General features: G+C 72.6%; 23 protein-coding genes. 16 read left to right on the top strand and 7 right to left on the bottom strand.

Annotated elements, in window-relative coordinates; all coding sequences use genetic code 11:
- Position 1: 1 nt before the first annotated feature.
- Genes leuD through EI169_RS09800 form a run of 5 tightly spaced genes read left to right on the top strand, consistent with a single transcriptional unit; the run spans position 2 to position 4,907 of the window.
- Entirely contained in the window at positions 2 to 598 is a 597-nt protein-coding gene (leuD, locus tag EI169_RS09820; RefSeq protein ID WP_125132161.1) for a 3-isopropylmalate dehydratase small subunit, read from the top strand.
- 60 nt (positions 599 to 658) lie between these two features.
- Entirely contained in the window at positions 659 to 2,029 is a 1,371-nt protein-coding gene (gene murA, locus EI169_RS09815) for a UDP-N-acetylglucosamine 1-carboxyvinyltransferase (protein WP_125132160.1), read from the top strand.
- Positions 2,026 to 2,793 carry a lysophospholipid acyltransferase family protein gene (locus EI169_RS09810; RefSeq protein WP_125132159.1) on the top strand — a complete coding sequence of 256 codons (768 nt, stop codon included), beginning with the start codon at positions 2,026 to 2,028 and terminating at the stop codon, positions 2,791 to 2,793. Before murA ends, EI169_RS09810 begins: the two co-directional genes overlap by 4 nt.
- The gene (locus tag EI169_RS09805) at positions 2,783 to 3,916 is read left to right on the top strand and encodes an NAD(P)H-dependent glycerol-3-phosphate dehydrogenase (RefSeq protein WP_125132158.1); all 1,134 of its coding nucleotides are present in this window, start codon (positions 2,783 to 2,785) and stop codon (positions 3,914 to 3,916) included. The genes EI169_RS09810 and EI169_RS09805 overlap by 11 nt, the downstream gene beginning before the upstream one ends.
- Positions 3,816 to 4,907: a D-alanine--D-alanine ligase family protein gene (locus EI169_RS09800; RefSeq protein ID WP_125132157.1), complete on the top strand. Its 1,092-nt coding sequence runs from the start codon at positions 3,816 to 3,818 to the stop codon at positions 4,905 to 4,907. The genes EI169_RS09805 and EI169_RS09800 overlap by 101 nt, the downstream gene beginning before the upstream one ends.
- Before the next feature lie 12 nt (positions 4,908 to 4,919).
- Here EI169_RS09800 and EI169_RS09795 read toward each other — a convergent pair whose 3' ends face one another.
- Complete coding sequence (locus EI169_RS09795) at positions 4,920 to 5,393, bottom strand: DUF3515 family protein (protein WP_125132156.1); 474 nt, start codon at positions 5,391 to 5,393, stop codon at positions 4,920 to 4,922.
- A gap of 60 nt (positions 5,394 to 5,453) precedes the next feature.
- Here EI169_RS09795 and thiL point away from each other — a divergent pair, with 60 nt between their 5' ends.
- Positions 5,454 to 6,449, top strand: a complete 996-nt coding sequence (gene thiL, locus EI169_RS09790; RefSeq protein ID WP_125132155.1) for a thiamine-phosphate kinase — start codon at positions 5,454 to 5,456, stop codon at positions 6,447 to 6,449.
- On the opposite strand, the gene rsmD is transcribed toward thiL, so the two are convergent.
- Entirely contained in the window at positions 6,419 to 6,997 is a 579-nt protein-coding gene (rsmD, locus tag EI169_RS09785) for a 16S rRNA (guanine(966)-N(2))-methyltransferase RsmD (RefSeq protein WP_125132154.1), read from the bottom strand. The two genes, thiL and rsmD, sit on opposite strands and share 31 nt — an antisense overlap.
- A 51-nt stretch (positions 6,998 to 7,048) precedes the next feature.
- On the opposite strand from rsmD, the gene EI169_RS09780 reads away from it, so the two are divergent.
- The 6 genes from EI169_RS09780 to mutM all read left to right on the top strand — a co-directional run bounded on the left by EI169_RS09780 (position 7,049) and on the right by mutM (position 12,266).
- On the top strand, positions 7,049 to 9,214 hold the full coding sequence (locus EI169_RS09780) for an ATP-dependent DNA helicase RecG (RefSeq protein WP_125132153.1): 2,166 nt from the start codon (positions 7,049 to 7,051) through the stop codon (positions 9,212 to 9,214).
- Positions 9,215 to 9,258: 44 nt separating this feature from the next.
- Positions 9,259 to 9,756, top strand: a complete 498-nt coding sequence (gene coaD / locus EI169_RS09775) for a pantetheine-phosphate adenylyltransferase (protein ID WP_125132152.1) — start codon at positions 9,259 to 9,261, stop codon at positions 9,754 to 9,756.
- A gap of 103 nt (positions 9,757 to 9,859) precedes the next feature.
- On the top strand, positions 9,860 to 10,348 hold the full coding sequence (locus EI169_RS09770) for a YceD family protein (RefSeq protein WP_125133416.1): 489 nt from the start codon (positions 9,860 to 9,862) through the stop codon (positions 10,346 to 10,348).
- 13 nt (positions 10,349 to 10,361) lie between these two features.
- Positions 10,362 to 10,571, top strand: a complete 210-nt coding sequence (rpmF, locus tag EI169_RS09765; RefSeq protein ID WP_013586329.1) for a 50S ribosomal protein L32 — start codon at positions 10,362 to 10,364, stop codon at positions 10,569 to 10,571.
- Between the two features lie 17 nt (positions 10,572 to 10,588).
- Complete coding sequence (rnc, locus tag EI169_RS09760) at positions 10,589 to 11,281, top strand: ribonuclease III (RefSeq protein ID WP_125132151.1); 693 nt, start codon at positions 10,589 to 10,591, stop codon at positions 11,279 to 11,281.
- Positions 11,274 to 12,266, top strand: coding sequence for a bifunctional DNA-formamidopyrimidine glycosylase/DNA-(apurinic or apyrimidinic site) lyase (gene mutM, locus EI169_RS09755; RefSeq protein ID WP_125132150.1), 993 nt, complete (start codon positions 11,274 to 11,276; stop codon positions 12,264 to 12,266). Before rnc ends, mutM begins: the two co-directional genes overlap by 8 nt.
- Here the strand turns inward: mutM and EI169_RS09750 are convergent.
- The 3 genes from EI169_RS09750 to EI169_RS09740 are packed head-to-tail and all read right to left on the bottom strand — an operon-like array spanning position 12,202 to position 14,697.
- Entirely contained in the window at positions 12,202 to 13,287 is a 1,086-nt protein-coding gene (locus EI169_RS09750; protein ID WP_125132149.1) for a GNAT family N-acetyltransferase, read from the bottom strand. The genes mutM and EI169_RS09750 overlap by 65 nt on opposite strands.
- Positions 13,277 to 14,371 carry a GNAT family N-acetyltransferase gene (locus tag EI169_RS09745; RefSeq protein WP_125132148.1) on the bottom strand — a complete coding sequence of 365 codons (1,095 nt, stop codon included), beginning with the start codon at positions 14,369 to 14,371 and terminating at the stop codon, positions 13,277 to 13,279. Before EI169_RS09745 ends, EI169_RS09750 begins: the two co-directional genes overlap by 11 nt.
- A gap of 59 nt (positions 14,372 to 14,430) precedes the next feature.
- Entirely contained in the window at positions 14,431 to 14,697 is a 267-nt protein-coding gene (locus EI169_RS09740) for a hypothetical protein (protein WP_125132147.1), read from the bottom strand.
- 448 nt (positions 14,698 to 15,145) lie between these two features.
- Here EI169_RS09740 and smc point away from each other — a divergent pair, with 448 nt between their 5' ends.
- From smc to EI169_RS09720, 4 genes are read left to right on the top strand one after another with little or no spacing between them, the layout of a single operon-like run.
- Positions 15,146 to 18,679, top strand: a complete 3,534-nt coding sequence (smc, locus tag EI169_RS09735) for a chromosome segregation protein SMC (protein WP_125132146.1) — start codon at positions 15,146 to 15,148, stop codon at positions 18,677 to 18,679.
- Positions 18,680 to 18,702: 23 nt separating this feature from the next.
- Positions 18,703 to 19,575, top strand: coding sequence for a signal recognition particle-docking protein FtsY (ftsY, locus tag EI169_RS09730; RefSeq protein WP_125132145.1), 873 nt, complete (start codon positions 18,703 to 18,705; stop codon positions 19,573 to 19,575).
- 43 nt (positions 19,576 to 19,618) lie between these two features.
- Positions 19,619 to 20,119, top strand: coding sequence for a DUF2004 domain-containing protein (locus EI169_RS09725; protein WP_125132144.1), 501 nt, complete (start codon positions 19,619 to 19,621; stop codon positions 20,117 to 20,119).
- A 52-nt stretch (positions 20,120 to 20,171) separates the two neighbouring features.
- On the top strand, positions 20,172 to 20,606 hold the full coding sequence (locus EI169_RS09720; protein WP_125132143.1) for an MSMEG_6728 family protein: 435 nt from the start codon (positions 20,172 to 20,174) through the stop codon (positions 20,604 to 20,606).
- Here EI169_RS09720 and lipA read toward each other — a convergent pair whose 3' ends face one another.
- The gene (gene lipA, locus EI169_RS09715) at positions 20,607 to 21,602 is read right to left on the bottom strand and encodes a lipoyl synthase (protein ID WP_125132142.1); all 996 of its coding nucleotides are present in this window, start codon (positions 21,600 to 21,602) and stop codon (positions 20,607 to 20,609) included.
- Complete coding sequence (lipB, locus tag EI169_RS09710) at positions 21,599 to 22,237, bottom strand: lipoyl(octanoyl) transferase LipB (RefSeq protein ID WP_125132141.1); 639 nt, start codon at positions 22,235 to 22,237, stop codon at positions 21,599 to 21,601. Before lipB ends, lipA begins: the two co-directional genes overlap by 4 nt.
- Between the last annotated feature and the right edge of the window lie 49 nt (positions 22,238 to 22,286).

Genomic DNA, 22,286 nt, shown 5'->3' with positions numbered 1-22,286 from the left:
CATGGACGCGTTCACGACGCACACCGGAGTCGCCGCGCCGCTCAAGCGCTCGGCCGTCGACACCGACCAGATCATCCCGGCCGTCTACCTCAAGCGGGTCACCAAGACCGGGTTCGAGGACGCGCTGTTCGCCAACTGGCGGCAGGATCCCGAGTTCATCCTGAACCAGCCGGCGTTCCGCTCGGCGTCGATCCTCGTCGCCGGCCCCGACTTCGGCACCGGCTCGTCGCGCGAGCACGCGGTGTGGGCGCTGCGCGACTACGGCTTCCGCGTCGTGCTGAGTCCCAAGTTCGCCGACATCTTCCGCGGCAACGCGGGCAAGCAGGGCCTGCTCACGGGCATCATCACGGAGGACGACCTCGAGCGCATCTGGGCGGCGATCGACGCGCAGCCGGGTGTCGAGATGACCGTCGACCTCGCGGCGCGGCAGGCCGTGATCGGCGACCTCCAGGTCGCGTTCGACATCGATGATTACACTAGGTGGCGGCTTCTCGAAGGGCTCGACGACATCGGGCTCACCCTGCGCAACGAAGACAAGATCGCGCAGTTCGAGGCTCGTCGCGAGGCATGGCGGCCGCGGACGCTCCCCGTTCCGTAAGCCACGGCACCCCATCCGGGCGCCGTTCCGCCCCTCGTCCACACCAAGTGAGGTTCCCCCATGAGCACAGTCGTCCCCGACGCCGGTCGCGCCACCACCGAGCCGACCGCGGAAACCGGTGACGTCCTCGCCATCCGCGGCGGACGCCCGCTGTCGGGCCGCGTTGAGGTGAAGGGGGCGAAGAACCTCGTCACGAAGGCGATGGTCGCCGCCCTCCTCGGCGAGACGACGAGCACCCTGCGCGACGTGCCCGACATCAGCGACGTCCAGGTGGTCCGCTCGCTCCTCGAGGTGCACGGCGTGCGCGTGTGGGACGGCGACGAGGAGGGCACGCTCCACTTCGACCCGAGCGGTGCCGTCGCGGCGCACTTCGAGGAGATCGACGCGTACGCGGGGGCCTCCCGCATCCCGATCCTGTTCTGCGGACCGCTGCTGCACCTGCTGGGCCAGGCGCTCATCCCCGACCTCGGCGGATGCCGCATCGGCGACCGTCCGATCAACTTCCACATGGACGCGCTGCGCGCCTTCGGCGCCGTGGTCGACAAGAGCTACGAGGGCATCCGCATCACGGCGCCCGACGGCCTGCACGGCGCAAAGATCGAGCTGCCCTACCCGAGCGTCGGCGCCACCGAGCAGGTGCTGCTGACGGCGGTGAAGGCGAAGGGCGTCACGGAGCTGCGCGGCGCCGCGATCGAGCCGGAGATCATGGATCTCATCGCCGTCCTGCAGAAGATGGGCGCGATCATCTCCTACGAGCCCAACCGCGTGATCCTCATCGAGGGTGTGGACCGCCTCGAGGGCTACGACCACCGCGCGATCTTCGACCGCAACGAGGCCGCCTCGTGGGCGTGCGCCGCACTGGCCACCGACGGCAACATCTTCGTCCAGGGCGCGAAGCAGCAGGACATGCTGACGTTCCTCAACGTGTTCCGCAAGGCCGGCGGGTGGTTCGACGTCCGCGAGGACGGCATCCGCTTCCGCCGCGGCGGCGACATCAAGCCGGTCATGGTCGAGACGGACGTGCACCCCGGCTTCATGACGGACTGGCAGCAGCCGCTCATCGTCGCGCTGACCCAGGCGCACGGCACCTCCACGGTGCACGAGACCGTGTATGAGAACCGGCTCGGCTTCACGCAGGCGCTGAACCAGATGGGCGCCGACATCGTCGTGCACCCCCACGGCATCGACACCCCCGACCGGCGCGTGCCGCGTCGCTCGCTCGAGCAGGCCGCGGTCATCAACGGCCCGACGCCGCTGCATGGCGCCGACGTCGTCGTGCCCGACCTCCGCGGCGGCTACAGCTACGTGATCGCGGCGCTGACGGCGGAGGGGGAGTCGGTCGTGCGCAACATCGGCATCATCCGCCGCGGCTACGAGAAGTTCCTCGCGAAGCTCGAGGCGCTCGGCGCCGACTTCGACGTCATCGGATGACGACGATGAGCCCGCGGCGACGCGCATCGCGTGAGAAGTCCCGCCCGAGCGTGTTCTGGCTGCTCGGCGCGATCGTCGTGCCGCTGACGGGATGGTTCGCCAAGCTCGAGATCTCCGGCGGCGACAACCTGCCCGAGGAGGGGCCGTACGTCCTGGCCCCGAACCACAACTCCGAGTTCGACCCGCTCGTCGTCGCCGTAGCGGTGTGGCGCCTGGGCCGCGCACCGCGCTTCATGGCGAAGGAGAGTCTCTTCCGGGTGCCGGTGCTCGGCTGGGCCCTGCGTGCCACGGGCATGGTGCCGGTGTCGCGTGCGGCCACGAGTGCTGCCGCGCGCGAGACGATCCGCACCGCCGAGGCGCTCGTCGAGCACGGCCGCGGGGTCATCGTCTATCCCGAGGGTTCGCTCACGCGCGATCCCGACCTGTGGCCCATGCGGGGGAAGACCGGCGCCGTGCGTCTGGCGCTCGCGGGCGACCTCCCGGTCATCCCCGTCGCCCACTGGGGCGTGCAGGAGATCCTGCCGCGCTACGGCAAGCTGCGGGTGTGGCCGCCGCGCAAGCGCGTGCGCATGGTGTTCGGCGCTCCGGTCGACCTGTCGGAGTTCCGCGGCCAGCAGCAGCCGGCCGTGCTCGCGCGCGCGACCGAGGTCGTCATGGATCGGGTGACCGACCTCGTGGCCGACCTCCGCGGCCTGTCGGCCCCCACGGAGCGCTGGAACCCGTCCGCGCACGGGCAGACCGAGACGGGCCGCCTTGACTCGTAGGGAGGCGCCCCTGCCGCGGGTCGCCGTCATCGGCGCGGGCAACTGGGGGACGACGTTCGGCAAGGTGCTCGCCGACGGCGGCGCCGCCGTGACGATGTGGGCCCGGCGCCCCGAGCTCGCCGAGGAGATCCGCACCGCGCACCGCAACACGCGCTACCTGCCCGGCATCAACCTGCCGCGGCACATGACGGCGACCTCGCACCTGGCGGAAGCGCTCGACGGCGCCGAGCAGGTGTACCTGTCGGTGCCGAGTCAGTCGCTGCGCGAGAACCTCGCCGCGATCCGTCCGCTCGTCGCGCGCACCGACGCGCCGATCGTCTCCCTCATGAAGGGCGTCGAGAAGAGCACGGGACTGCGCATGAGCGAGGTGATCGAGCAGGGGCTCGCCGTCGATCCCGAGCGCATCGCCGTGGCCTCCGGACCGAACCTCGCGCTGGAGATCGCCCGCGAGGAGCCGACCGCCGCGGTCATCTCCTCGATCGACCAGGAGACCGCCGAGGCGGTCGCCCTGCGCGCACGCAACCGCTACTTCCGCACGTTCGTGAACACCGACGTCATCGGAACCGAGTTCGGCGGGGTGCTGAAGAACCTCATCGCCGTCGCGATCGGCATCGTCGACGGCGTCGGCTACGGCGAGAACACGAAGGCCTCGATCATCACGCGCGGGCTCGTCGAGATGACCGACTTCGCCGTCGCGCAGGGCGCGCACCCCGAGACCCTGCAGGGCCTCGCGGGCCTCGGCGACCTCATCGCGACGTGCCAGTCGCCGCTCAGCCGCAACAACACCGCCGGCCGCCTGCTTGGCCAGGGGCTCAGCCTGCCGGACGTGGTCAAGCAGATGGATCAGACGGCCGAGGGGCTGGCATCCGTCGCGCCGATCCTGCAGCTCGCGGAGAAGGTCGGCGTGCGGATGCCGATCGTCGAGCAGGTGAAGATGGTGCTCGACGGCACGATGGCCCCGCGCGACATCGCGCCCCACCTCACGACGGACGACGACAAGCCCACGGGCGAGAGGACGCAGAATGGACAAGCCGGCGGTCGTGGTGCTCTTTGGCGGTCGCTCCAGCGAGCACTCGATCAGCTCCGCGACGGCGGGCGGCGTGCTCCGGGCGATCGATCGTGAGCGCTTCCGCGTGATCCCGGTCGGCATCACGCGCGACGGGGCCTTCGTCCTCGAGGACGACGACCCCGACAAGTTCGCGCTGGACGCCGCCCGACTCCCCGAGGTCGTCGACAACGGCACGCGCATCCGGTGGCCGGAATCCGCGCGCACGCGCGAACTGCGTGTCGCGCATGCGGCGGGGGAGCGCTCGCTCGGCGAGATCGACGCCGTCTTCCCGATCCTCCACGGCCGCTACGGCGAGGACGGCACGGTCCAGGGCCTGCTCGAGCTCGTCGGGCTGCCCTACGCGGGCGGCGGCGTGCTGATGTCGGCCGTGGGCATGGACAAGAATGTCGCGAAGAACGTCCTGCGCTCGGCGGGTGTGCCCGTCGTGCCGTGGGTCGCCGTCACCCGCGCGGACTGGCAGCGCGACCGCTCGCTGTGGGAGCGTCGCATCGCCGGTCTCGGGCTGCCCGTGTTCGTCAAGCCCAACCGCGCCGGGTCGAGCGTCGGCGTGTCGAAGGTGTCGACGGCCGACGAGCTGGATGCGGCGCTGGAGACCGCGTTCGCGGAAGACTCCCTCGCGCTCGTCGAGCAGGCCGTCGTCGGTCGCGAGATCGAATGCGGCGTGCTCCCCGGCCGCGACGGCGCGCCGCCGCGCGTGAGCGTCGCGGGGGAGATCGTCGTGACGGGCCGTGAGTTCTACGACTTCGAGGCGAAGTACCTCGACGCGCCGGGCGTCGACCTCGTGTGCCCGGCGGACCTGCGCGACGGCGAGCTCGCCGAGATGCAGCGGATCGCCGCCCGCGCCTTCGAGGCGCTGGGCGGCGAGGGCCTCGCGCGCGTGGACTTCTTCTACACGGGTGCGGAGTTCTTCGTGAACGAGGTCAACACGATGCCCGGCTTCACGCCGATCTCGATGTTCCCGCGCTGCTGGATCGCGAGCGGCATGACCTACGCGGAACTGCTCACCGAGCTGATCGACGACGCGCTCGCGCGCGGCCCCCGCTGAGGCCCGCGCGCGTCACGATCCGGGACGCTCCGTGCACGTCGCGCCGGTCTGCTCCAGCTGGGCCGCGAGCACGGGGGAGAGGGCGCGCAGCGTGTCGGCGCTGCCGACGACGTCGAAGTCGAGGTACACCTCGACGGCGGGCGAGCGTCCGAACGTCGTGAAGCGGTACTTCGGGGCGTCCGACTCGTCGACGATCCAGAACACGCCCTGCACGTCGGTGCACGGCTGCGTCGTGGGACCGGGCTCCTCGACGCCGCACGTCATGATGACCGCCGTCGGCGACCCCCACGCCGCCGTGGACTGCGCGTCCGTCCATCGGCGCTCCTCGCCCGCGACGGTCTGCGGCAGGCGGACCATGACGTCGGCGCACGCGGGGTCGTTCGCCTCCGGAGCGGGCTGGAGCGAGACGGTGCCGGCGCAGGCGGCGAGGCCGAGGGAGAGGGCCGCGACGGCGACGGCGGCGAGCAGTCGGCGCTGGCGGGTCACCCCTCCAGGCTAACCCCGCGCCGCGGGGCCTGCGGACCCGCGGCCGGTAGCGTGGTCGCCGTGGACGAGACCCTGCCCGGCACTGTGGGAGCGCTCGGCGAGGGCGACGTGCTGCGGCGCATCCTCGCGGCGCTGCCTCCCTCCCGTGCGCTCGTCGGGCCCGGCGACGACGCCGCCGTCATCGCAGCGCCCGACGGCCGCGTCGTGGCCACGACCGACACGCTCGTGCACGGTCCCGACTTCCGGCTGGCGTGGACCGGGCCCTTCGAGCTCGGCTGGAAGTCCGCGGCGGTGAACCTCGCCGACGTCGCCGCGATGGGCGCGCGCCCGACGGCGCTCCTGGTCGCCGTGGCGCTCCCCGACGACACCGACGTCGCGTTCGTGACGCGGTTCGGCGAGGGTCTCGCCGCCGCGTGCGCCGAGCTCGCTCCCGGGTGCGCGGTCGAAGGCGGCGACCTCACCGCGTCGGACACGCTGACGGTCGCCGTCACGGCGCTCGGATCGCTCGACGGCGCCGCCCCCGTCCTCCGCTCCGGCGCGCGCGCCGGTGACGAGGTGCGCGTCATCGGTGAGCTGGGAGTGGCCGCGCGCGGGCTGGAGCTGCTGTTCACGCGCTTCACGGACGCCGACGGCTCGCCGCGCGCTGCGACCGACGCCGAGCTCGCCGCCCTGTCCGACGACGACGCGCACGCCCTCGCGCGCCAGCTGGCGCCGCATCCGCCCGTCGCCGCCGGAGTGGCCGCGGCCCGGGCCGGCGCGCACGCGATGATGGACGTCTCCGACGGCCTCGCGCTCGACGCGCGGCGCATGGCCGACGCCTCCGGCGTCACGATCGAGCTGTCGCGGTCCGCGCTGGGCGACGAGCCGGAGCGGGCGCTGGCCGGCGGCGAGGACCACGCCCTCCTGCTCACCGCGCCGCCCGGCTACGCGGGCCCGGGCCGGGTGATCGGGGTGGTCCGCGAACGCGGGCCGCACGCGCTCCTCGTCGACGGCGCGCCCCACACCGGTCGGGGCGGCTGGGATCCCTATCGCGACTGGGACGCGACGCGCGGCTGACCCCACCACAGCGTCGTGTCGCCGTACGAGCGGTCGCGCCACGCCTCGAGGCCGGCTTCCTCCCATGCCGGGGCGGGGGAGCGGCGCGCGCGCTCGACGACGACCGTCGCATCGGCACCGAGGTGCGGCGCGAGGGCGACGAGCGCGGCGGTGAGGTCGCGGTCGGGCAGGTCGTACGGCGGGTCGAGGAAGGCGAGGTCCCACGTCCCAGACGCCGCGGCGAGGAACGCCGCGACCGTCGCCCGGTGCACGCGCGCGACGCCGTCGACACCCGCGCGGCGCACGCGTTCGATGTTGCGCTGCGCGATGTGCGCCGCGCGCGCCGCGTGCTCGACGAGGTCGGCGGATGCGGCGCCGCGGCTGAGCGCCTCGAGACCCAGGGCGCCCGACCCCGCGTACAGGTCGAGCACGCGGGCGCCGGCCAGCACCTCGGCGGCGTCCAGCGCGCCGAACAGGGATTCGCGCACCCGGTCGCTCGTGGGTCGCGTGCCGCTGGCGGGCACCTCGATCACGGTGCCGCCGGCTCCGCCGGCGATGATGCGGGTCACCCGCCCAGCCTACAAACCGGTGCGTCCGCACCCCGCCCTAGACTCGACGGCATGCCCGCCGTCACGCTGTCCACGCGTCTGGCGGACGCCGTCGGGGCGAAGACGGCGGGCCTGTTCGAGCGGGCCTTCGCCATCACGTCGGTCGGCCAGCTCCTCGCGCACTACCCGCGCCGCTACGCGCGACGCGGCGAGCTCACCCCCATCGCGTCGCTGCCCCTCGGCGAGCCGGTCACGATCGTGGCGGAGGTCGTGTCGGCCGAAGACCGCCGCATGCGCAACCGCAACGGGTCGCTGCTGGAGGTCGTGATCAGCGACGGCGACGGCCAGCTCACCCTCACGTTCTTCAACCAGGCCTGGCGCAAGAACGAGCTGACGCCCGGGCGCCGGGGCCTGTTCTCCGGCAAGGTCGGTCAGTACCGTCACCAGACGCAGCTCACCAACCCCGACTACCAGCTCTTCGACGACGTCGCCGAGGCGCGCATGACCGCCGAGGCCAACGCGCACAAGCCCATCCCGATCTACCCGGCGACGAGCACGCTGGCCAGCACACTCATCCAGAAGACGATCGCGCAGGTGCTCGACACCCTCGCCGAGATCGACGATCCGCTGCCCGAGGGCTTCCGACGCCGCTACGGCCTGCTCGACGCGCGGAGCGCGTTCGAGCGCATCCACCGCCCCGAGACCGAGGACCAGGTGGGCGGCGCCGTCGCGACGCTCCGCATGCACGAGGCGCTCGTCCTGCAGACCGCGCTGTTCCAGCAGCGGCAGTCGGTCCGCGCGATGTCGGCGACGCAGCGTCCCGCGGCGCCCGGCGGCCTGCTCGAGCGCTTCGACGCGGCGCTGCCGTTCGCCCTCACGCCCGACCAGGTCGAGGTGGGCGCCCGCATCGCCGACGACCTCGTGCGCGACTGGCCCATGAACCGCCTCGTGCAGGGCGAGGTCGGCTCCGGCAAGACGCTCGTCGCGCTGCGGGCGATGCTGCAGGTCGCCGAGTCCGGCGGACAGGCCGCCCTGATCGCCCCGACCGAAGTGCTCGCCGCGCAGCATCTGCGCTCGATCACGCGCATGCTGGGCCCGCAGCTGGCCCCCGAGCTCATGCCCACGCTCCTCACCGGCCAGATGACCGCCGCCGAGCGCCGGAAGGCGTCATTGCGCGTCGCATCGGGACAGGCCCGGATCGTCGTCGGCACCCACGCGCTCCTGAGCGCGAAGACGACGTTCGCCGACCTCGGGCTCGTCGTCGTCGACGAGCAGCACCGGTTCGGCGTCGACCAGCGCGAGGCGCTGCGGGCCAAGGGCACGGCGCCGCACACGCTCGTGCTCACGGCCACGCCCATCCCGCGCACCGTCGCGATGACGGTCTTCGGCGACCTCGACGTGTCGACGATCCGCACGATGCCGGTGGGCCGCGCGGGCATCGAGACCTTCGTCGCGCCGATCGCCCAGAAGCCGTCGTGGTTCGCGCGGGTGTGGGACCGCGTCGCGGAGGAGGTCGAGCGCGGGCGGCAGGCGTTCGTCGTGTGCGCGGCGATCGACGCGGACGCGGGCGACGTCGACGACACCGACGACGAGCCGCCCCCGCCCGCGGCGGAGGGTGCGCGCACCCGGTGGGGCGTCGTGCAGGTCGCAGGGCTCCTCGCGCGGCATCCGCGCTACGCCGACCTGCGGGTCGCGGTCCTCCACGGTAAGCTCCCCGCCGACGAAAAGGACGCCATCATGCAGGCGTTCTCGCGCGGCGACGTCGACGTCCTCGTGGCGACCACGGTGATCGAGGTCGGCGTGGACGTCCCGAACGCCTCGACGATGGTGATCCTGGAGGCCGAGCGCTTCGGGATCTCGCAGCTGCACCAGCTGCGCGGCCGCGTCGGCCGGGGCGAGCACGCCGGGCTGTGCCTGCTCGTCACGGAGGCGGCTCCCGGCACGTCGTCGCGCTCGCGCGTCGAGGCGGTCGCGCGCACGCTCGACGGCTTCGAGCTCGCCGAGGTGGATCTCGAGCTGCGCGGGGAGGGCGACGTCCTGGGCGCCGCGCAGTCGGGTGCGCGCTCGTCGCTTCGGCTCCTGCGCGTGGTCATGGACGCCGACCTCATCGCGATCGCGCGGGCCGAGGCGGAGGCCGTCATCGCCGACGACCCGACGCTGTCGCAGCATCCGGGGCTCGCCGGCGCCATCGAGCGGCGCGTCAGCGCGGAGGAATGGGCGGCGCTCGTCAAGGCGTGACGCGCCGTCGTGGTGACCACAGCAGCGCTCGATAGGGTGAGCGCATGAGCAGCCGGATCGCCGTCGTCCCGGGGTCGTTCGATCCCCCCACCCTCGGCCACCTCGACGTGATCCGCCGGGCCGCGCGGCTGTACGACCAGCTCCACGTGCTCGTGGTGCACAACCCGGGCAAGGAGGCGATGCTCCCGATCGCGCAGCGGCTGAGCCTGCTCGAGCAGTCGGTCGCCGAGGACGACATGGGCGACGCCGAGGTCATCGTGGCGTCGTGGAGCGTCGGACTCCTCGTGGACTACGCCACCGAGGTGGGGGCCGGGGTGCTCGTGAAGGGCATCCGCTCCCAGGTGGACGTGGCCTACGAGACGCCCATGGCGATCGTGAACCGGCACCTCGCCCACGTCGAGACGGTCTTCCTCCTGCCCGACCCGGCCCACGCGCTCGTCTCCAGCAGCCTCGTCCGTCAGGTCGCCGCGCTCGGCGGCGACGTCTCGCCCTTCGTGCCGCCGGCGGTGGCCCGTTTCCTCGACGGCGGCGCGCGCCGCTGACGTCGGCCCGCGGACGCGCGGGCGCCGGTAAAATCGGAGGGTGAAGACACGCAAGGGGCCGTTCGTCGTGCCCGTCCGCGACATCGTCCGGCGACCGGGGGAGATGCGCGAGTTCTCGCTCGAGATCCCCGCGCCCGAGAAATGGGGCGAGGGCCTCGTCTCCGTCCCGCAGGGCGAGCCGATCGACATCGAGGTGCGCCTCGAGTCCGTCCACGAGGGCATCCTCGTCTCCGGCACGGCCGACACCGAGATGGCGGGCGTGTGCGGACGGTGCCTGACCGACATCGCCGAGCCCGTCGAAGTCGAGTTTCAGGAGCTTTTCGCGTATCCTGGGGAGGAAGCGGAGGACTTCGAGGTTCGCGACGACCATGTGGACCTGGAGATCGTCGTCCGAGACGCGATCGTCCTGTCGCTTCCGTTCCAACCGGTGTGTCAGCCGGATTGCCCCGGGCTCGACCCGGAAACGGGCGAGCGGCTGACCGAGAGCACCGCGGAGCGGCGGCAGGAACCCGTCGATCCCCGATGGGCCGCGCTGCGGCAGTACACCCCAGACCCCGACGGCGACGCACCGCGTCGCGACGCCGAGAGATAGAGAAGAGTCAGCCATGGCAGGTAACCCCCCGAAGCGGAAGGTCTCCCGCTCGAACACCCGCTCGCGCCGTGCGCAGTGGAAGGCGGAGGCGCCCGCCCTCGTCAAGACGATCGAGAACGGCAAGGTCGTCTACAGCCGTCCCCACCAGGCGAAGGTCGTGACCGACTCGCAGGGCACCGAGCTGTTCCTCGAGTACAAGGGCCGCAAGGTCGCCGACGTCTGACGTCGGCGGCTGAAGCCGTGACGGACACTCGGATCGGACCGTCTCTGACCGATCAGCTCGGGGTCGACATCGACCCCGAGCTGCTTTCGCTTGCCCTGACGCATCGCTCGTACGCGTACGAGAACGGCGGCATCGCCCACAACGAGCGCCTCGAGTTCCTCGGTGACGCGGTGCTCGGGCAGGCCGTGACGGTGCGCCTGTTCACGCGGCATCCCGACCTCGACGAGGGAGAGCTCGCCAAGCGCCGCGCGAGCGTCGTCTCCACCGTCGCCCTCGCGGAGGTCGCGCGCACGATCGGCCTCGGCGCGCATCTGCTCCTCGGCCGCGGCGAAGACCTCACCGGCGGCCGCGACAAGGACTCGATCCTCGCCGACACGATGGAGGCCGTCATCGGCGCGACGTACCTGTCGGCCGGACCGGATGCGGCCACCGCTCTGGTGCTCCGCCTGGTGGAGCCCTTGCTCGCCGACCCGGATCGCTACGGCGCCGCGATGGACCCGAAGACGAGCCTTCAGGAGCTCGCCGCCCGACGCGGCCTGCCCGCGCCCGCGTACGACGTCGAGGCCCGCGGACCGGATCACGACCGGCGCTTCACCGCCACCGTCCGGGTGGGCGACGGTCTCGCCGCCACCGGCGAGGGTTCGAGCAAGAAGCAGGCCGAGATGGCCGCCGCCCTCACCGCGTGGCGCGACCTCAACTCCCGTGCCTGAACTGCCCGAGGTGGAGGTCGTCCGCGCCGGCCTCGAGCCCGCCGTCGCGGGTGCGCTCATCGCCGGTGTCGAGGTGCTCGACGAGCGCGCACTGACGCGGCACGGCGAGCCGGGGTCGGCCTTCGAGGCCGCCCTGACCGGGCGACGACTGGACGCGGCCGTCCGCCGGGGCAAGTTCCTGTGGCTGCCGATCGCGGTCGAGGACGGCGAGCCCCGGGCGGTGCTCGCGCACCTCGGCATGAGCGGGCAGATGCTGCTGCGCGCGCCCGGATCGCCGACGGAGCGCCACGAACGTGTGCGCATCCACCTCGAGCATCCCCGCCACGGCGAGGTCGCGCTCGTCTTCGCCGACCAGCGCACCTTCGGCTCGCTCGCGATCGACCCGCTGCTCCCGACGCCGGATGCGGCGCCCGGCGGCCGGGGGAGCGACCTGCCGCTCGTGCCCGCTCAGGTCTCGCACATCGCCCGCGACCCACTCGACCGCGCCTTCGACGAGCGGGCCTTCCGCCGGGCTCTCGCCCGCAAGGGGTCGGCCGTCAAACGGGTGCTCCTGGATCAGACGACCGTCAGCGGCATCGGCAACATCTACGCCGACGAGTCGCTGTGGGCCGCCCGCATCCATCCCGAGACGCCGGCGCGTGAGCTGTCGGGCCGCGCCGTCGGGCGCCTGCTCGCCGAGGTGCGCGCGGTGCTCGACAGGGCCCTCGCGGAGGGCGGCACGAGCTTCGACGCCCAGTATGTGAACGTCAACGGGCAGGCCGGGTACTTCGCGCACTCCCTCAACGCGTACGGCCGCACCGGAGAGCCGTGTCCCCGATGCGGCCGTCCCATCGTGCGCGTGTCGTTCACGAACCGGTCGAGCCACTTCTGCCCGCGGTGCCAGCGGCCGCCGCGCCCGGCGGCCGCGCGATCCGGCGACGCTACGCCAGCGTCAGCTTCCACGCGCCCGCGTAGGACACCGGGACGAACCCGAGCGCCTCGTTGATCGAGAGCATCGGGCGGTTCTCCTCGGCGTTGAACGTCGTCACGCGCGGCGAGAGCGGCGCGATCGTCCGCCAGCGCAGCAGATTGTCCGCCTTCACGATCGTGCCGAGCCGGCGCCCGCGGTGCTCACGCAGCACGAGCGTGCCGTACTGCTGCGTGACGCCGCTGCCGTCCCCACCGATCGCGAGCTCGTTGTAGGCGGCGACCGCGCCGGTGGGCTCGTGGATCACGGCGGCCACCGAGGTCGTCAGGCCCTGATCGGCCAGGCGCTTCTCGCGCCGCCGCACGCGCTCGGCGTCCCAGTGCTGCTCCTCGATGTCGAGCCCGCCCTGCGGCGCATCCGTCGACATCCGGGAGATCGCGTGCGCGAACGCGTCGACGTACGCATCGGGGGTGCGCGCGCCCCACTGCTCCCGGCGGTAGTCCGGGCCCACGTGGGGCAGCGCCTCGGCGAGCAGCCGCTCGACCGCCTCGAAGGACCCGTGCAGGTCGAAGGCGCTCGTGCGCTCGACCTGCTCGAGGCTGTACCCGCGCCCGGTGAGGAGCCGCACGTGCCGGTGCTCGACCGGGGCCGTCCCGAAACCGGTGCTCGGCACGACGGCCGGGCCGGGGGCGTCGGGGCGGTGCAGCGTCCAGGTGTGCAGCGACCGCAGGCCGCGCGAGCGCGCCTCGTCCTCGGCCGCCTGGGCGAGGGCCTCCTCGACGCCGTCTCCCCATGCGCCCGGGTCCACGACGAGGTCGTACTCCATGGTCGCCGTGCCGGGTGCGGTCGAGACCGTCATGGCGCACACGCCGAGCGTGCGGCCGTCACGGACGGCGCGCACGCCGATGTGCTCCCAGTCCTCGCGCGCGCGCCAGAACCCCCACACCTCGGCGGCGTCCTTCTCGAGTCCGTCGTGCCCGGTGTCGTCGCGGCAGACGGCGTTGTCCAGGCGGACATACTCGAGGAAAGGGCCGGCGCCGGCGTCATCGAGTGACGCCGGCACCACGAGCGGTTCGAGTCTCAGCGTGTCATCGGACATCGAGCACCTTCTTCCATGCGCCGTTGTAGGCGACGGGGGCGAACCCGATCGTCTCGTTGATGTCGAGCATCGGACGGTTCTCCTCCGCGTTGTAGGTGTGCACGCGCGCCGACGCCGGTGCGATGTCGCGCCACGCCACGAGGCCCGCGCACTTCACGAGCATGCCCAGCCGGTGTCCGCGGTGCTCCTTGAGCACGAGCGTGTCCTCCTGGTGGGTGGCCTCGGTGCGGTCGCGCCCGATCACGAGCTCGTTGAAGGCCACCAGCTCACCGGAGTCCACGTGCTGCGCAGCCGTGACCAGCATCGTGCGGCCCGCGTCGAGATAGACCTTCTCGTGACGGCGAAGGCGGGCCTCGTCCCACGTCTCCTCGTCGAACTCGAGCGCCGCCGCGGGTGCGTCGGTGACCATGCGCGACTTCATCCACGCGTAGCCGTCGACGAACTCCGGCGGCGTGGGCAGCTGCCACTGCACGACGCGGTACCCCGAGGAGGCCGCCACGGCCTCCTCGAGCAGCGCGTCGATACGTGCGGGAGCGCCTCCGGCAGCGACGTCGAGCACGCTGTGGCGCTCCACCTGCTCGAGCGCGTACCCGTGCCGCAGGTAGAACCGCGCGGCGTGATCCTCGGGGATGCTGCCGAAGCCCGTGGGCGGCTCCAGCCGCGGGCCGTCGGCCGCCGGATGCTCCGCCCACGACTGCAGGACGGACCGGCCGTTCTCGCGTGCGGTGCGCTCGACCAGCGCGTAGGCCGCGGAGCCGATGCCGCGTCCCCGCACCTCGCTCAGGAGCTCGATGAGGAAGAACGCCACGCGCGAGCCCTCCTCGAGCGGCACGTCGAGGCCCGCGCGTCCGACCACGGCGCCGTCCAGGACGGCGATCCAGACCAGTCGGCGCTCGGTGGGGGTGGGCGCGTAGGCCGGCAGGATCTCCGCCGCGGTCATGCTGTCGTCGTCGTTGCCGGAGATCTGGGCGTAGACGATGTTGCGTACGCGCACCATCTCGCGGAAGTCGGCGGCGTCGGGATCGTCGATCGACGCGGGGATGTGCAGGGGCCGGAGTTCGAGACCGGCGGGTGACGTGCTCATGGTGGGTTCTCTCGTCAGGGAGGGCCGGGGATCGCGGTGGCGATCCCCGGCCGCTCGATTCAGGTCAGGGCGCTGGCGAGCAGACGCGTGCGCTGGGCCTCGAGGTCGCGCGACTGGCGCTCGAGCTCGAGACGGCGCGCGTGGGCGTGCTCGTCGTGGGGGCGGATGCGGCGGATGCTGCGCGTGCTGCGCAGCAGCAGCCACAGGCCGAGCCGCAGCGACAGCCGATCGATCGGCGAGATGCGCGGCATGGACGAGTGGATCTCGTCGTGGACGGGTTGCGCGAGCTGGTCGAGAGACCGCGCGCGCGAAAGGGTGGTGTTCATCGTGGTCTCTTTCGAGTGGGATGGATGGGAGGGCGCCCGGAAGCGGGCAGGGTCGCGCGGGGCGACGTCGAAGGGCTCAGGCGTGAAGGAGCGCCGCGATGCGGAGGCATCGAGCGGGCGCGTGCTCCGTCGTGCAGACGGAGTCCTCCCGTGAGCGGGTCAGCCGGCCGTGCGGGCGAAAGCCCCGAAGGAGCGGGTCACCGCGGCGCGAGACGGCATGCCGAATGGCGTGGTGCCGGAAACGTTGCGCTGAATCATCATGGTGACCTCCTCTCGACTTCGGACGCGATCTGTGACGCTAGCGGACGAGTCCAGGAGACGTCAAGCTGATTCGCAGAAATGCCCGACATCCGGGCGTGTCGCCGTGCGCTGCGGCGGGCCGCGCGGGCCCGGGCGCGGCGGTCCGGTACCGTGAGGCGGTGGAATCGCCGGGCCGGAGGGCGTCGTCATGCACGTGAAGAGCATCACGCTCAAAGGCTTCAAGTCGTTCGCGCAGCCGACGACCTTCGCCTTCGAGCCGGGCGTCACGTGCATCGTCGGTCCGAACGGTTCGGGCAAGTCCAACGTCGTCGACGCGCTCGCGTGGGTCATGGGCGAGCAGGGGGCCAAGACCCTCCGCGGCGGCAAGATGGAGGACGTCATCTTCGCCGGCACCGCGACGCGTGGGCCGTTGGGCCGCGCGGAAGTGCAGCTCACGATCGACAACGCCGACGGCGCGCTGCCGATCGAGTACTCCGAGGTGACGATCAGCCGGACCCTGTTCCGCACCGGCGCGAGCGAATACGCCATCAACGGCGAGTCGTGCCGCCTGCTCGACGTGCAGGAGCTGCTGAGCGACTCCGGTCTCGGCCGCGAGATGCACGTGATCGTCGGGCAGGGGCGCCTCGACAACGTGCTGCAGGCCACGCCCGAGGACCGCCGCGGGTTCATCGAGGAGGCCGCCGGCATCCTCAAGCACCGGCGCCGCAAGGAGAAGACGCTCCGCAAGCTCGAGGCGATGCAGGCGAACCTCACGCGCGTGAGCGACCTGGCGGGGGAGCTGCGCCGACAGCTGAAGCCGCTCGGACGCCAGGCGGAGATCGCCCGCGAGGCCGCGACGATCGCGGCGATCGTGCGCGACGCGAAGGCGCGACTGTTCGCCGACGAGCTGACGACACTGCGCGCTCAGCTCGCCGACCACGCGCGCGCCGAGCACGAGCGCCATGCCGAGCGGCTCGTCCTGCAGGATCAGGCCGAGCAGCTGCGTGCGCGGGTCGAGCGGCTCGAGCACGATCAGCGCTCCGAGGCCGTCGATCGAGCGCGGGCCGTCGCCTTCTCGCTCGAGCAGGTGCAGGAGCGGCTGCGCGGACTCTACAGCCTCGCCGGGCAGCGGCTCGCGCTGCTGTCGGCCGACGACGATGCCGGTGCCGCGCAGATCAGCACCGTAACGACCGGCATGATCGACGATGCGCGCGCCGAGATCGACGACATCGGCGCGGGCCTCGGCGACGCGCAGGATGCCGCGGCGGAGGCCGCGCGCGCCGTGACCCGCGCCCGTGCCGAGCTCGACGCGCTCGACGTCGACATCGCCGCGCAGAGCGCCCTCGTGTCGGAGCACGACATGCGCCTGACCGCCCTCCGCGGCACGGCGGAGGCCGCCGCATCCGCCCTGGCCGCCGTGCGCTCGGCGGTGGAGCGGCAGCAGCGCGCCCTCGACGCCGCCCTCGAGCGGCGCGCCCAGGCGGAGGCCGAGCGCGCCGCGCTCGAGCCCCAGGCCGCTCCCGAGGAGTCGGCCGCCGAGCACGCGGCCGCGTATGAGCGCGCGCAGCGCGAGGCCGCCGAGGCTGAGACCGCCGTCGGCGAGCTGCGTGAGCGCCTCCACGCGACCGAGCGCGAGGTCGAAGCGCTCACCGCGCAGACCAAGGCCCTCGGCCGCGCGCTGGATGTGCGCAACGCGGCTGCCGCCCTCGCGGCGGGCGGCGGCGCCGGCATCCGCGGGCTCACGGCGGACGCCGTGAAGGTCGACCCGGGGTACGAGGCCGCGATCGCCGCCGCTCTCGGCCCGCTCGCGGAGGGACTGCTCGTCGATTCGCGCGACGACGCCTTCGCGACGGCACGCCTCGCCCGCGAGGCCGACCTCGGCGTCGTGGACATCGTCACGGCGGACGCGGATGCGGCCGCGGGGGAGGCGCGTGCGGTCGACGGCGCCGTGCGCGCCGCGGATGTCGTGAACGCGCCGGACGGCGTGCGCGGTCTCCTGGCGCGCGTGCTCGTGGCCGATGATCTCGACGCCGCCCGCCGCGTCCTGGACACTCTCGACACCGACGCTGCGGACGTCACCATCGTCACGCGTGCGGGCGAGATCGTCGGCGCGTACACGCTGCGAGCAGGCTCGGGCGCCGGCCGCTCGCGTCTCGAGCTCGCCGCCGAGCGCGACGCCGCATCCGAGCGCCTGGCCGAGATCGTCGTCGTCGCCGATTCGCTCCGCGCCGCGGTCGCCGACGCGAGCGCGGCGCTCGCGGAGGCGCGCACGCGCGCCAAGGAGACCCTCGCCGCCCTCCGCGCGCAGGACGCGGCGCTGGCCGCCCACGCGGAGCGCGTCAACCGCGTGACGGTGCGGCACGAGGCGGCGATCGCCGAGTGCGAGCGCCTCGCGGCGGGACTCGCGCAGGCGCAGGCCCAGGCCGCCGAGGCGGAGGACTCCGCGCGGGTCGCCGACGAGCAGCTCGCCCGCGCGCTCGAGGCCCCGCGCCCGATCCTCGACGCATCGGCGCGCGACGGCCTTCTCGCCGCGGTCGAGGAGGCGCGCGACGCCGAGATGCGCGCTCGGCTGGACGTCGAGACCCTCCGCGAGCGGGTTCGCGCCGGCGAGGCCCGCGTCGTGCAGCTCGAGCGTCAGCGGGAGCGCGAGCGGGCGGCGGCCGAGGAGGCGGCCCGCCGCGCCGTGATCCGCCGCGCCCAGCGGGATGTCGCTGCCGAGGTGAGCGGTCGCCTCCCCGCACTCCTCGACTCGGTCGACCGCTCGGTGAGCCGGGCGCGGGTCGAGCTCGCCGCCGCGGAATCGGCTCGCACCGCCGTCACCGCAGAGCTCGCCGCCGCCCGCGCGCAGGAGGCGGGCGTTCGTGAGCGCCTCTCCGCGCTCACCGAGAGCGTGCACGGGCTCGAGCTGCAGATCCACGAGAAGCGCCTGCACGCGACCTCGCTGGTCGAGCGGGTCCAGTCGGAGCTCGGCCTCGACCAGAATATTCTCCTCGCGGAATACGGCCCGGACCAGCCCGTGCCGTCGACGGACGCGGCGGACGGCGACGAGGCGGAGGGCACGCCGTTCGACCGCGCGGACCAGCGCCGCCGCCTGCAGGAGGCCGAGCGGAAGCTCGCCCAGCTGGGCCGCGTGAACCCGCTCGCACTGGAGGAGTTCGCCGCGCTGGAGCAGCGCCACGCGTTCCTCACGGAGCAGCTCGCCGACCTGGAGAGGACGCGCGCCGACCTGCTGACGATCATCGACGAGCTCGACGAGCGGATGCAGTCGATCTTCGTCGCGGCGTTCGAGGACACTCGCGCGGCCTTCGGCGAGATCTTCCCCATCCTCTTCCCCGGCGGCACGGGGAGCATCTCGCTCACCGACCCCGATTCGCCCCTGACGACCGGCATCGAGGTGTCGGTGCGCCCGGCGGGCAAGAAGATCGAGCGGCTCTCACTTCTGTCCGGCGGCGAGCGCTCTCTCGCGGCGGTCGCTTTCCTGGTGGCGATCTTCACCGCCCGGCCGAGCCCCTTCTACATCCTCGACGAGGTCGAGGCCGCCCTCGACGACGCGAACCTGGGGCGTCTGCTCGCCGTGTTCGAGCGACTCCGCGCGAGCAGTCAGCTCATCGTCATCACGCATCAGAAGCGCACCATGGAGATCGCCGACGCGCTCTACGGGGTGTCGATGCGGCAGGACGGCGTCTCGGCCGTCGTCGGTCAGCGCGTCGGCGACCGCGCCGCCGAACGCGCTGCCGTCTGAGCGCGCCGCTCTAGGCTGGGCGTATGGCGGAGAACTCCTGGTCGCTCGGGCGCGCGCTGCGCGGCCTGTTCGTCAAGCCCACGATCGACGAGACGACGTGGGAGGACCTCGAGACCGCGCTGCTCACGGCCGACTTCGGCCCGGATGTCACCGAGCGCATCGTCGAGGAGCTGCACGAGAAGGTCGACCGCTTTCGCACGACCGATCCGCGCGACCTGCAGCGGATGCTGCGCGAGACGCTCGAGGAGCACTTCGCGAAGTTCGACACGACGCTGCGCCTGACCGAGCGCCCCGCCGTGGTCCTCGTCGTCGGGGTCAACGGCGTCGGCAAGACCACGACGATCGGCAAGTTCGCCAAGTTCCTGCAGCGCTACGGGCGCTCGGTGGTCGTCGGGGCCGCCGACACGTTCCGGGCGGCCGCCGTCGACCAGCTCGCGACGTGGGCCGAGCGCGGCGGCGCGAGCATCGTGCGGCCGCAGCACGAGGGTCAGGATCCCGCGTCCGTCGCCTTCCAGACCATCGCGCACGCGAAGGAGACCGGCACCGAGATCGTCCTCATCGACACAGCCGGACGGCTGCACACCAAGGGCGGCCTGATGGACGAGCTCGGCAAGATCAAGCGCGTCGTCGAGAAGCAGGCGCCGATCAGCGAGGTCCTCCTCGTCCTCGACGCCACGACGGGCCAGAACGGCGTGCTGCAGGCACAGGCCTTCCTCGAGCACGCCGACGTCACGGGCCTCGTGCTCACGAAGCTCGACGGGTCGGCCAAGGGCGGATTCGTGCTCGCCGTGCAGGAGCGCACGGGCATCCCCGTGAAGCTCCTCGGCCAGGGCGAGGGCATCGGCGACCTCACCGGTTTCACGCCGCACGTGTTCGCCGCGTCGCTCGTGGACTGAGCCACGACTACCCGCGACCCGGCCGACCTGATTTCATAGGGACATGGCGATCGAGCACGACTTCTTCGGACTCCTGGAGTCAGGGCCCGACGGGGCGATCTTCTGGTCGGAGAACGTCGAGTTCGGCGACCAGACGGTGACGGTCGACCTGACCGCGCCCGACCAGGACGACGTGTCGCAGGCGGCGCTCGACGTCGCGGCGGCGATGGTGTCCTCGCTCGAGGCCATCGACCGCACCGCCCGCAACGCGATGGTGAACGAGCTCGACGACCGCACGAGCGAGGTGACGGAGTACATCCTGCAGCAGCAGGACACCCTGGGCGACGACCTCGAGGACCTCCTCGTCGACATCTCGGGCGACGTGCACATCGACGTCATCCGCTCCCTCCAGCTCATGAGCATGACGATCCTCGCCGACGAGCACGGCGGCAGCGAGCCGTTCGCGGTGCTCGAGTACGCACTCGACCCGGATGCGACGGACGACGTGCTGCTCGTGAACCTCGCCTCCGACGGCCAGGTGCAGTCGGTCACGAGCGCCGACTGACGCGCGGTCAAGCCCCGGCGCCCGTCCGTGCCGGCTCCGGCAGGATCGACGCGTGCAGACCTTCCTGCCGTACCCGTCCTTCGCCGCGTCCGCGCGTGCACTCGACGCGCCGCGGCTCGGCAAGCAGCGCGTGGAGACGCTGCAGCTGATCCGCGCCCAGACGGTGCCCGGCCACGGCTGGCGACACCATCCGGCGGCGAAGATGTGGGCGGGGCATGTGCCCGCCCTGGTCGCGTACGGGCTCGCGATGACCGACGAGTGGATCCAGCGGGGACACGCCGACACGGTGCGCGAGAAGCTGCTCGCGTACGCGCCCGAGGTCGACGGCGTCGACCAGCACGCCCTGGATCTGCCGCGCTGGATCGGCGACGAGGCATTCCACCGCGCGCACCGCTCGAACCTCATCCGCAAGGACGCCGCGTTCTACCGGCCGCGCTTCGGCGACGACGTGCCCGATGACCTGCCCTACATCTGGCCGGCGCCGTAGTCAGACCGCCTGCGCGAAGCCGCGCTCGTCCGCCGCGATGTCGGCGGCCAGATGGGCCAGGTCCGCGGGGATCTCGCGCCCGTACGACAGCATCGACTGCGCCCACAGCCGGCCGGCGCGGTAGGAGGAGCGCACGAGCGGTCCGGCCAGCACGCCCAGGAAACCGATCCGCTCCGCCTCCTCCTTGAACGCGACGAACTCGTCCGGCTTGATCCACCGTGCGACGGGCAGGTGGCGGGGGGTGGGACGCAGGTACTGCGTGATCGTGATGATGTCGGTGCCCGCATCCCGGAGGTCCTGCAGCGCCTGCACGACCTCCTCGGGCTCCTCGCCCATGCCGAGGATGAGGTTGGACTTCGTGATGAGGCCCGCCTCCCGCGCCCGCGAGAGGACGCCCAGCGACCGGTCGTAGCGGAACGCCGGGCGGATGCGCTTGAAGATGCGCGGCACGGTCTCGACGTTGTGCGCGAACACCTCGGGGCGGCTCGAGAAGACCTCGTCGAGCAGGGCGGGGTCGCCGGAGAAGTCCGTCGCGAGGATCTCGACGCCGGTGCCGGGGTTCTCGGCGTGGATGCGGCGCACCGTCTCGGCGTGCAGCCACGCGCCCTCGTCGGGGAGGTCGTCGCGCGCGACGCCCGTGACGGTGGCGTAGCGCAGACGCATGCGCCGGACGCTCTCGGCGACCCGGCGCGGCTCGTCGGTGTCGTACTCCGCGGGCTTGCCGGTGTCGATCTGGCAGAAGTCGCAGCGCCGCGTGCACTGCGAGCCGCCGATGAGGAAGGTCGCCTCGCGGTCCTCCCAGCACTCGTAGATGTTGGGGCAGCCGGCCTCCTGGCACACCGTGTGCAGGTCCTCGGTCTTCACGAGGTCGCGCAGCTCGGTGTACTCGGGGCCGGTCTTCGCGCGCGTCTTGATCCACTCGGGCTTGCGCTCGATCGGCGTCTGCGCGTTGCGGACCTCCAGGCGCAGGAGCTTGCGTCCCTCCGGCGCGCTCACGCGGCCACCGCCGCGAACTCGTCGGCGAACACGGCGGCCACCGTGCCGGCCACGTCGGCGGGGGAGACGATGGCGCCCGCGACCTCGCTCACCGTCGTGACGCCGGCATCCGCGATGCCGCACGGCACGATGCGCCGGAAGGGGGCGAGCGAGTTGTCGCAGTTGATCGCGAAGCCGTGCATCGTGACGCCCTTCTCGACGCGGACCCCGATGGCCGCGACCTTGTCCTCCGACAGCGGCCGGCGCACCCACACGCCGCTGCGCCCGTCCACCTGGTAGCCGTCGACGCCGTGGGTGCGCAGCACCGCGATGAGGAGGCGCTCGATGCGGCGGACGTGCGCGACGACGTCCATCGGCTCGGGCAGGCGCACGATCGGATACCCCACGAGCTGCCCGGGGCCGTGCCACGTGATGCGGCCGCCGCGGTCGACGTCGACGACCGGCGTGCCGTCGACGGGCCGGTCCTCGGGCTGCGTGCGCTTGCCGGCCGTGTACACCGCCTCGTGCTCGAGCAGGAGCAGGGTGTCGGGCGCGCGGCCGGAGACGACGTCGGCGTGCGTGCGGCGCTGGAGCTCCCACCCGCGGGCGTATGGGACGTATGCCGGCGAGAGGCCCACCATGCGGATGTCCAGCATCCCGCCTCCTTTGTTGGATCGCGTCCAACAATAGCCTCGAACCGACCGT

Origin of the sequence: Microbacterium sp. 10M-3C3 (assembly GCF_003931875.1) — a bacterium.
In the GTDB taxonomy this organism is placed as follows: Bacteria; Actinomycetota; Actinomycetes; order Actinomycetales; family Microbacteriaceae; genus Microbacterium.
The sequence above is the reverse complement of the archived record's forward strand: the minus strand, read 5'-3'. Positions and strand labels throughout refer to the sequence as shown.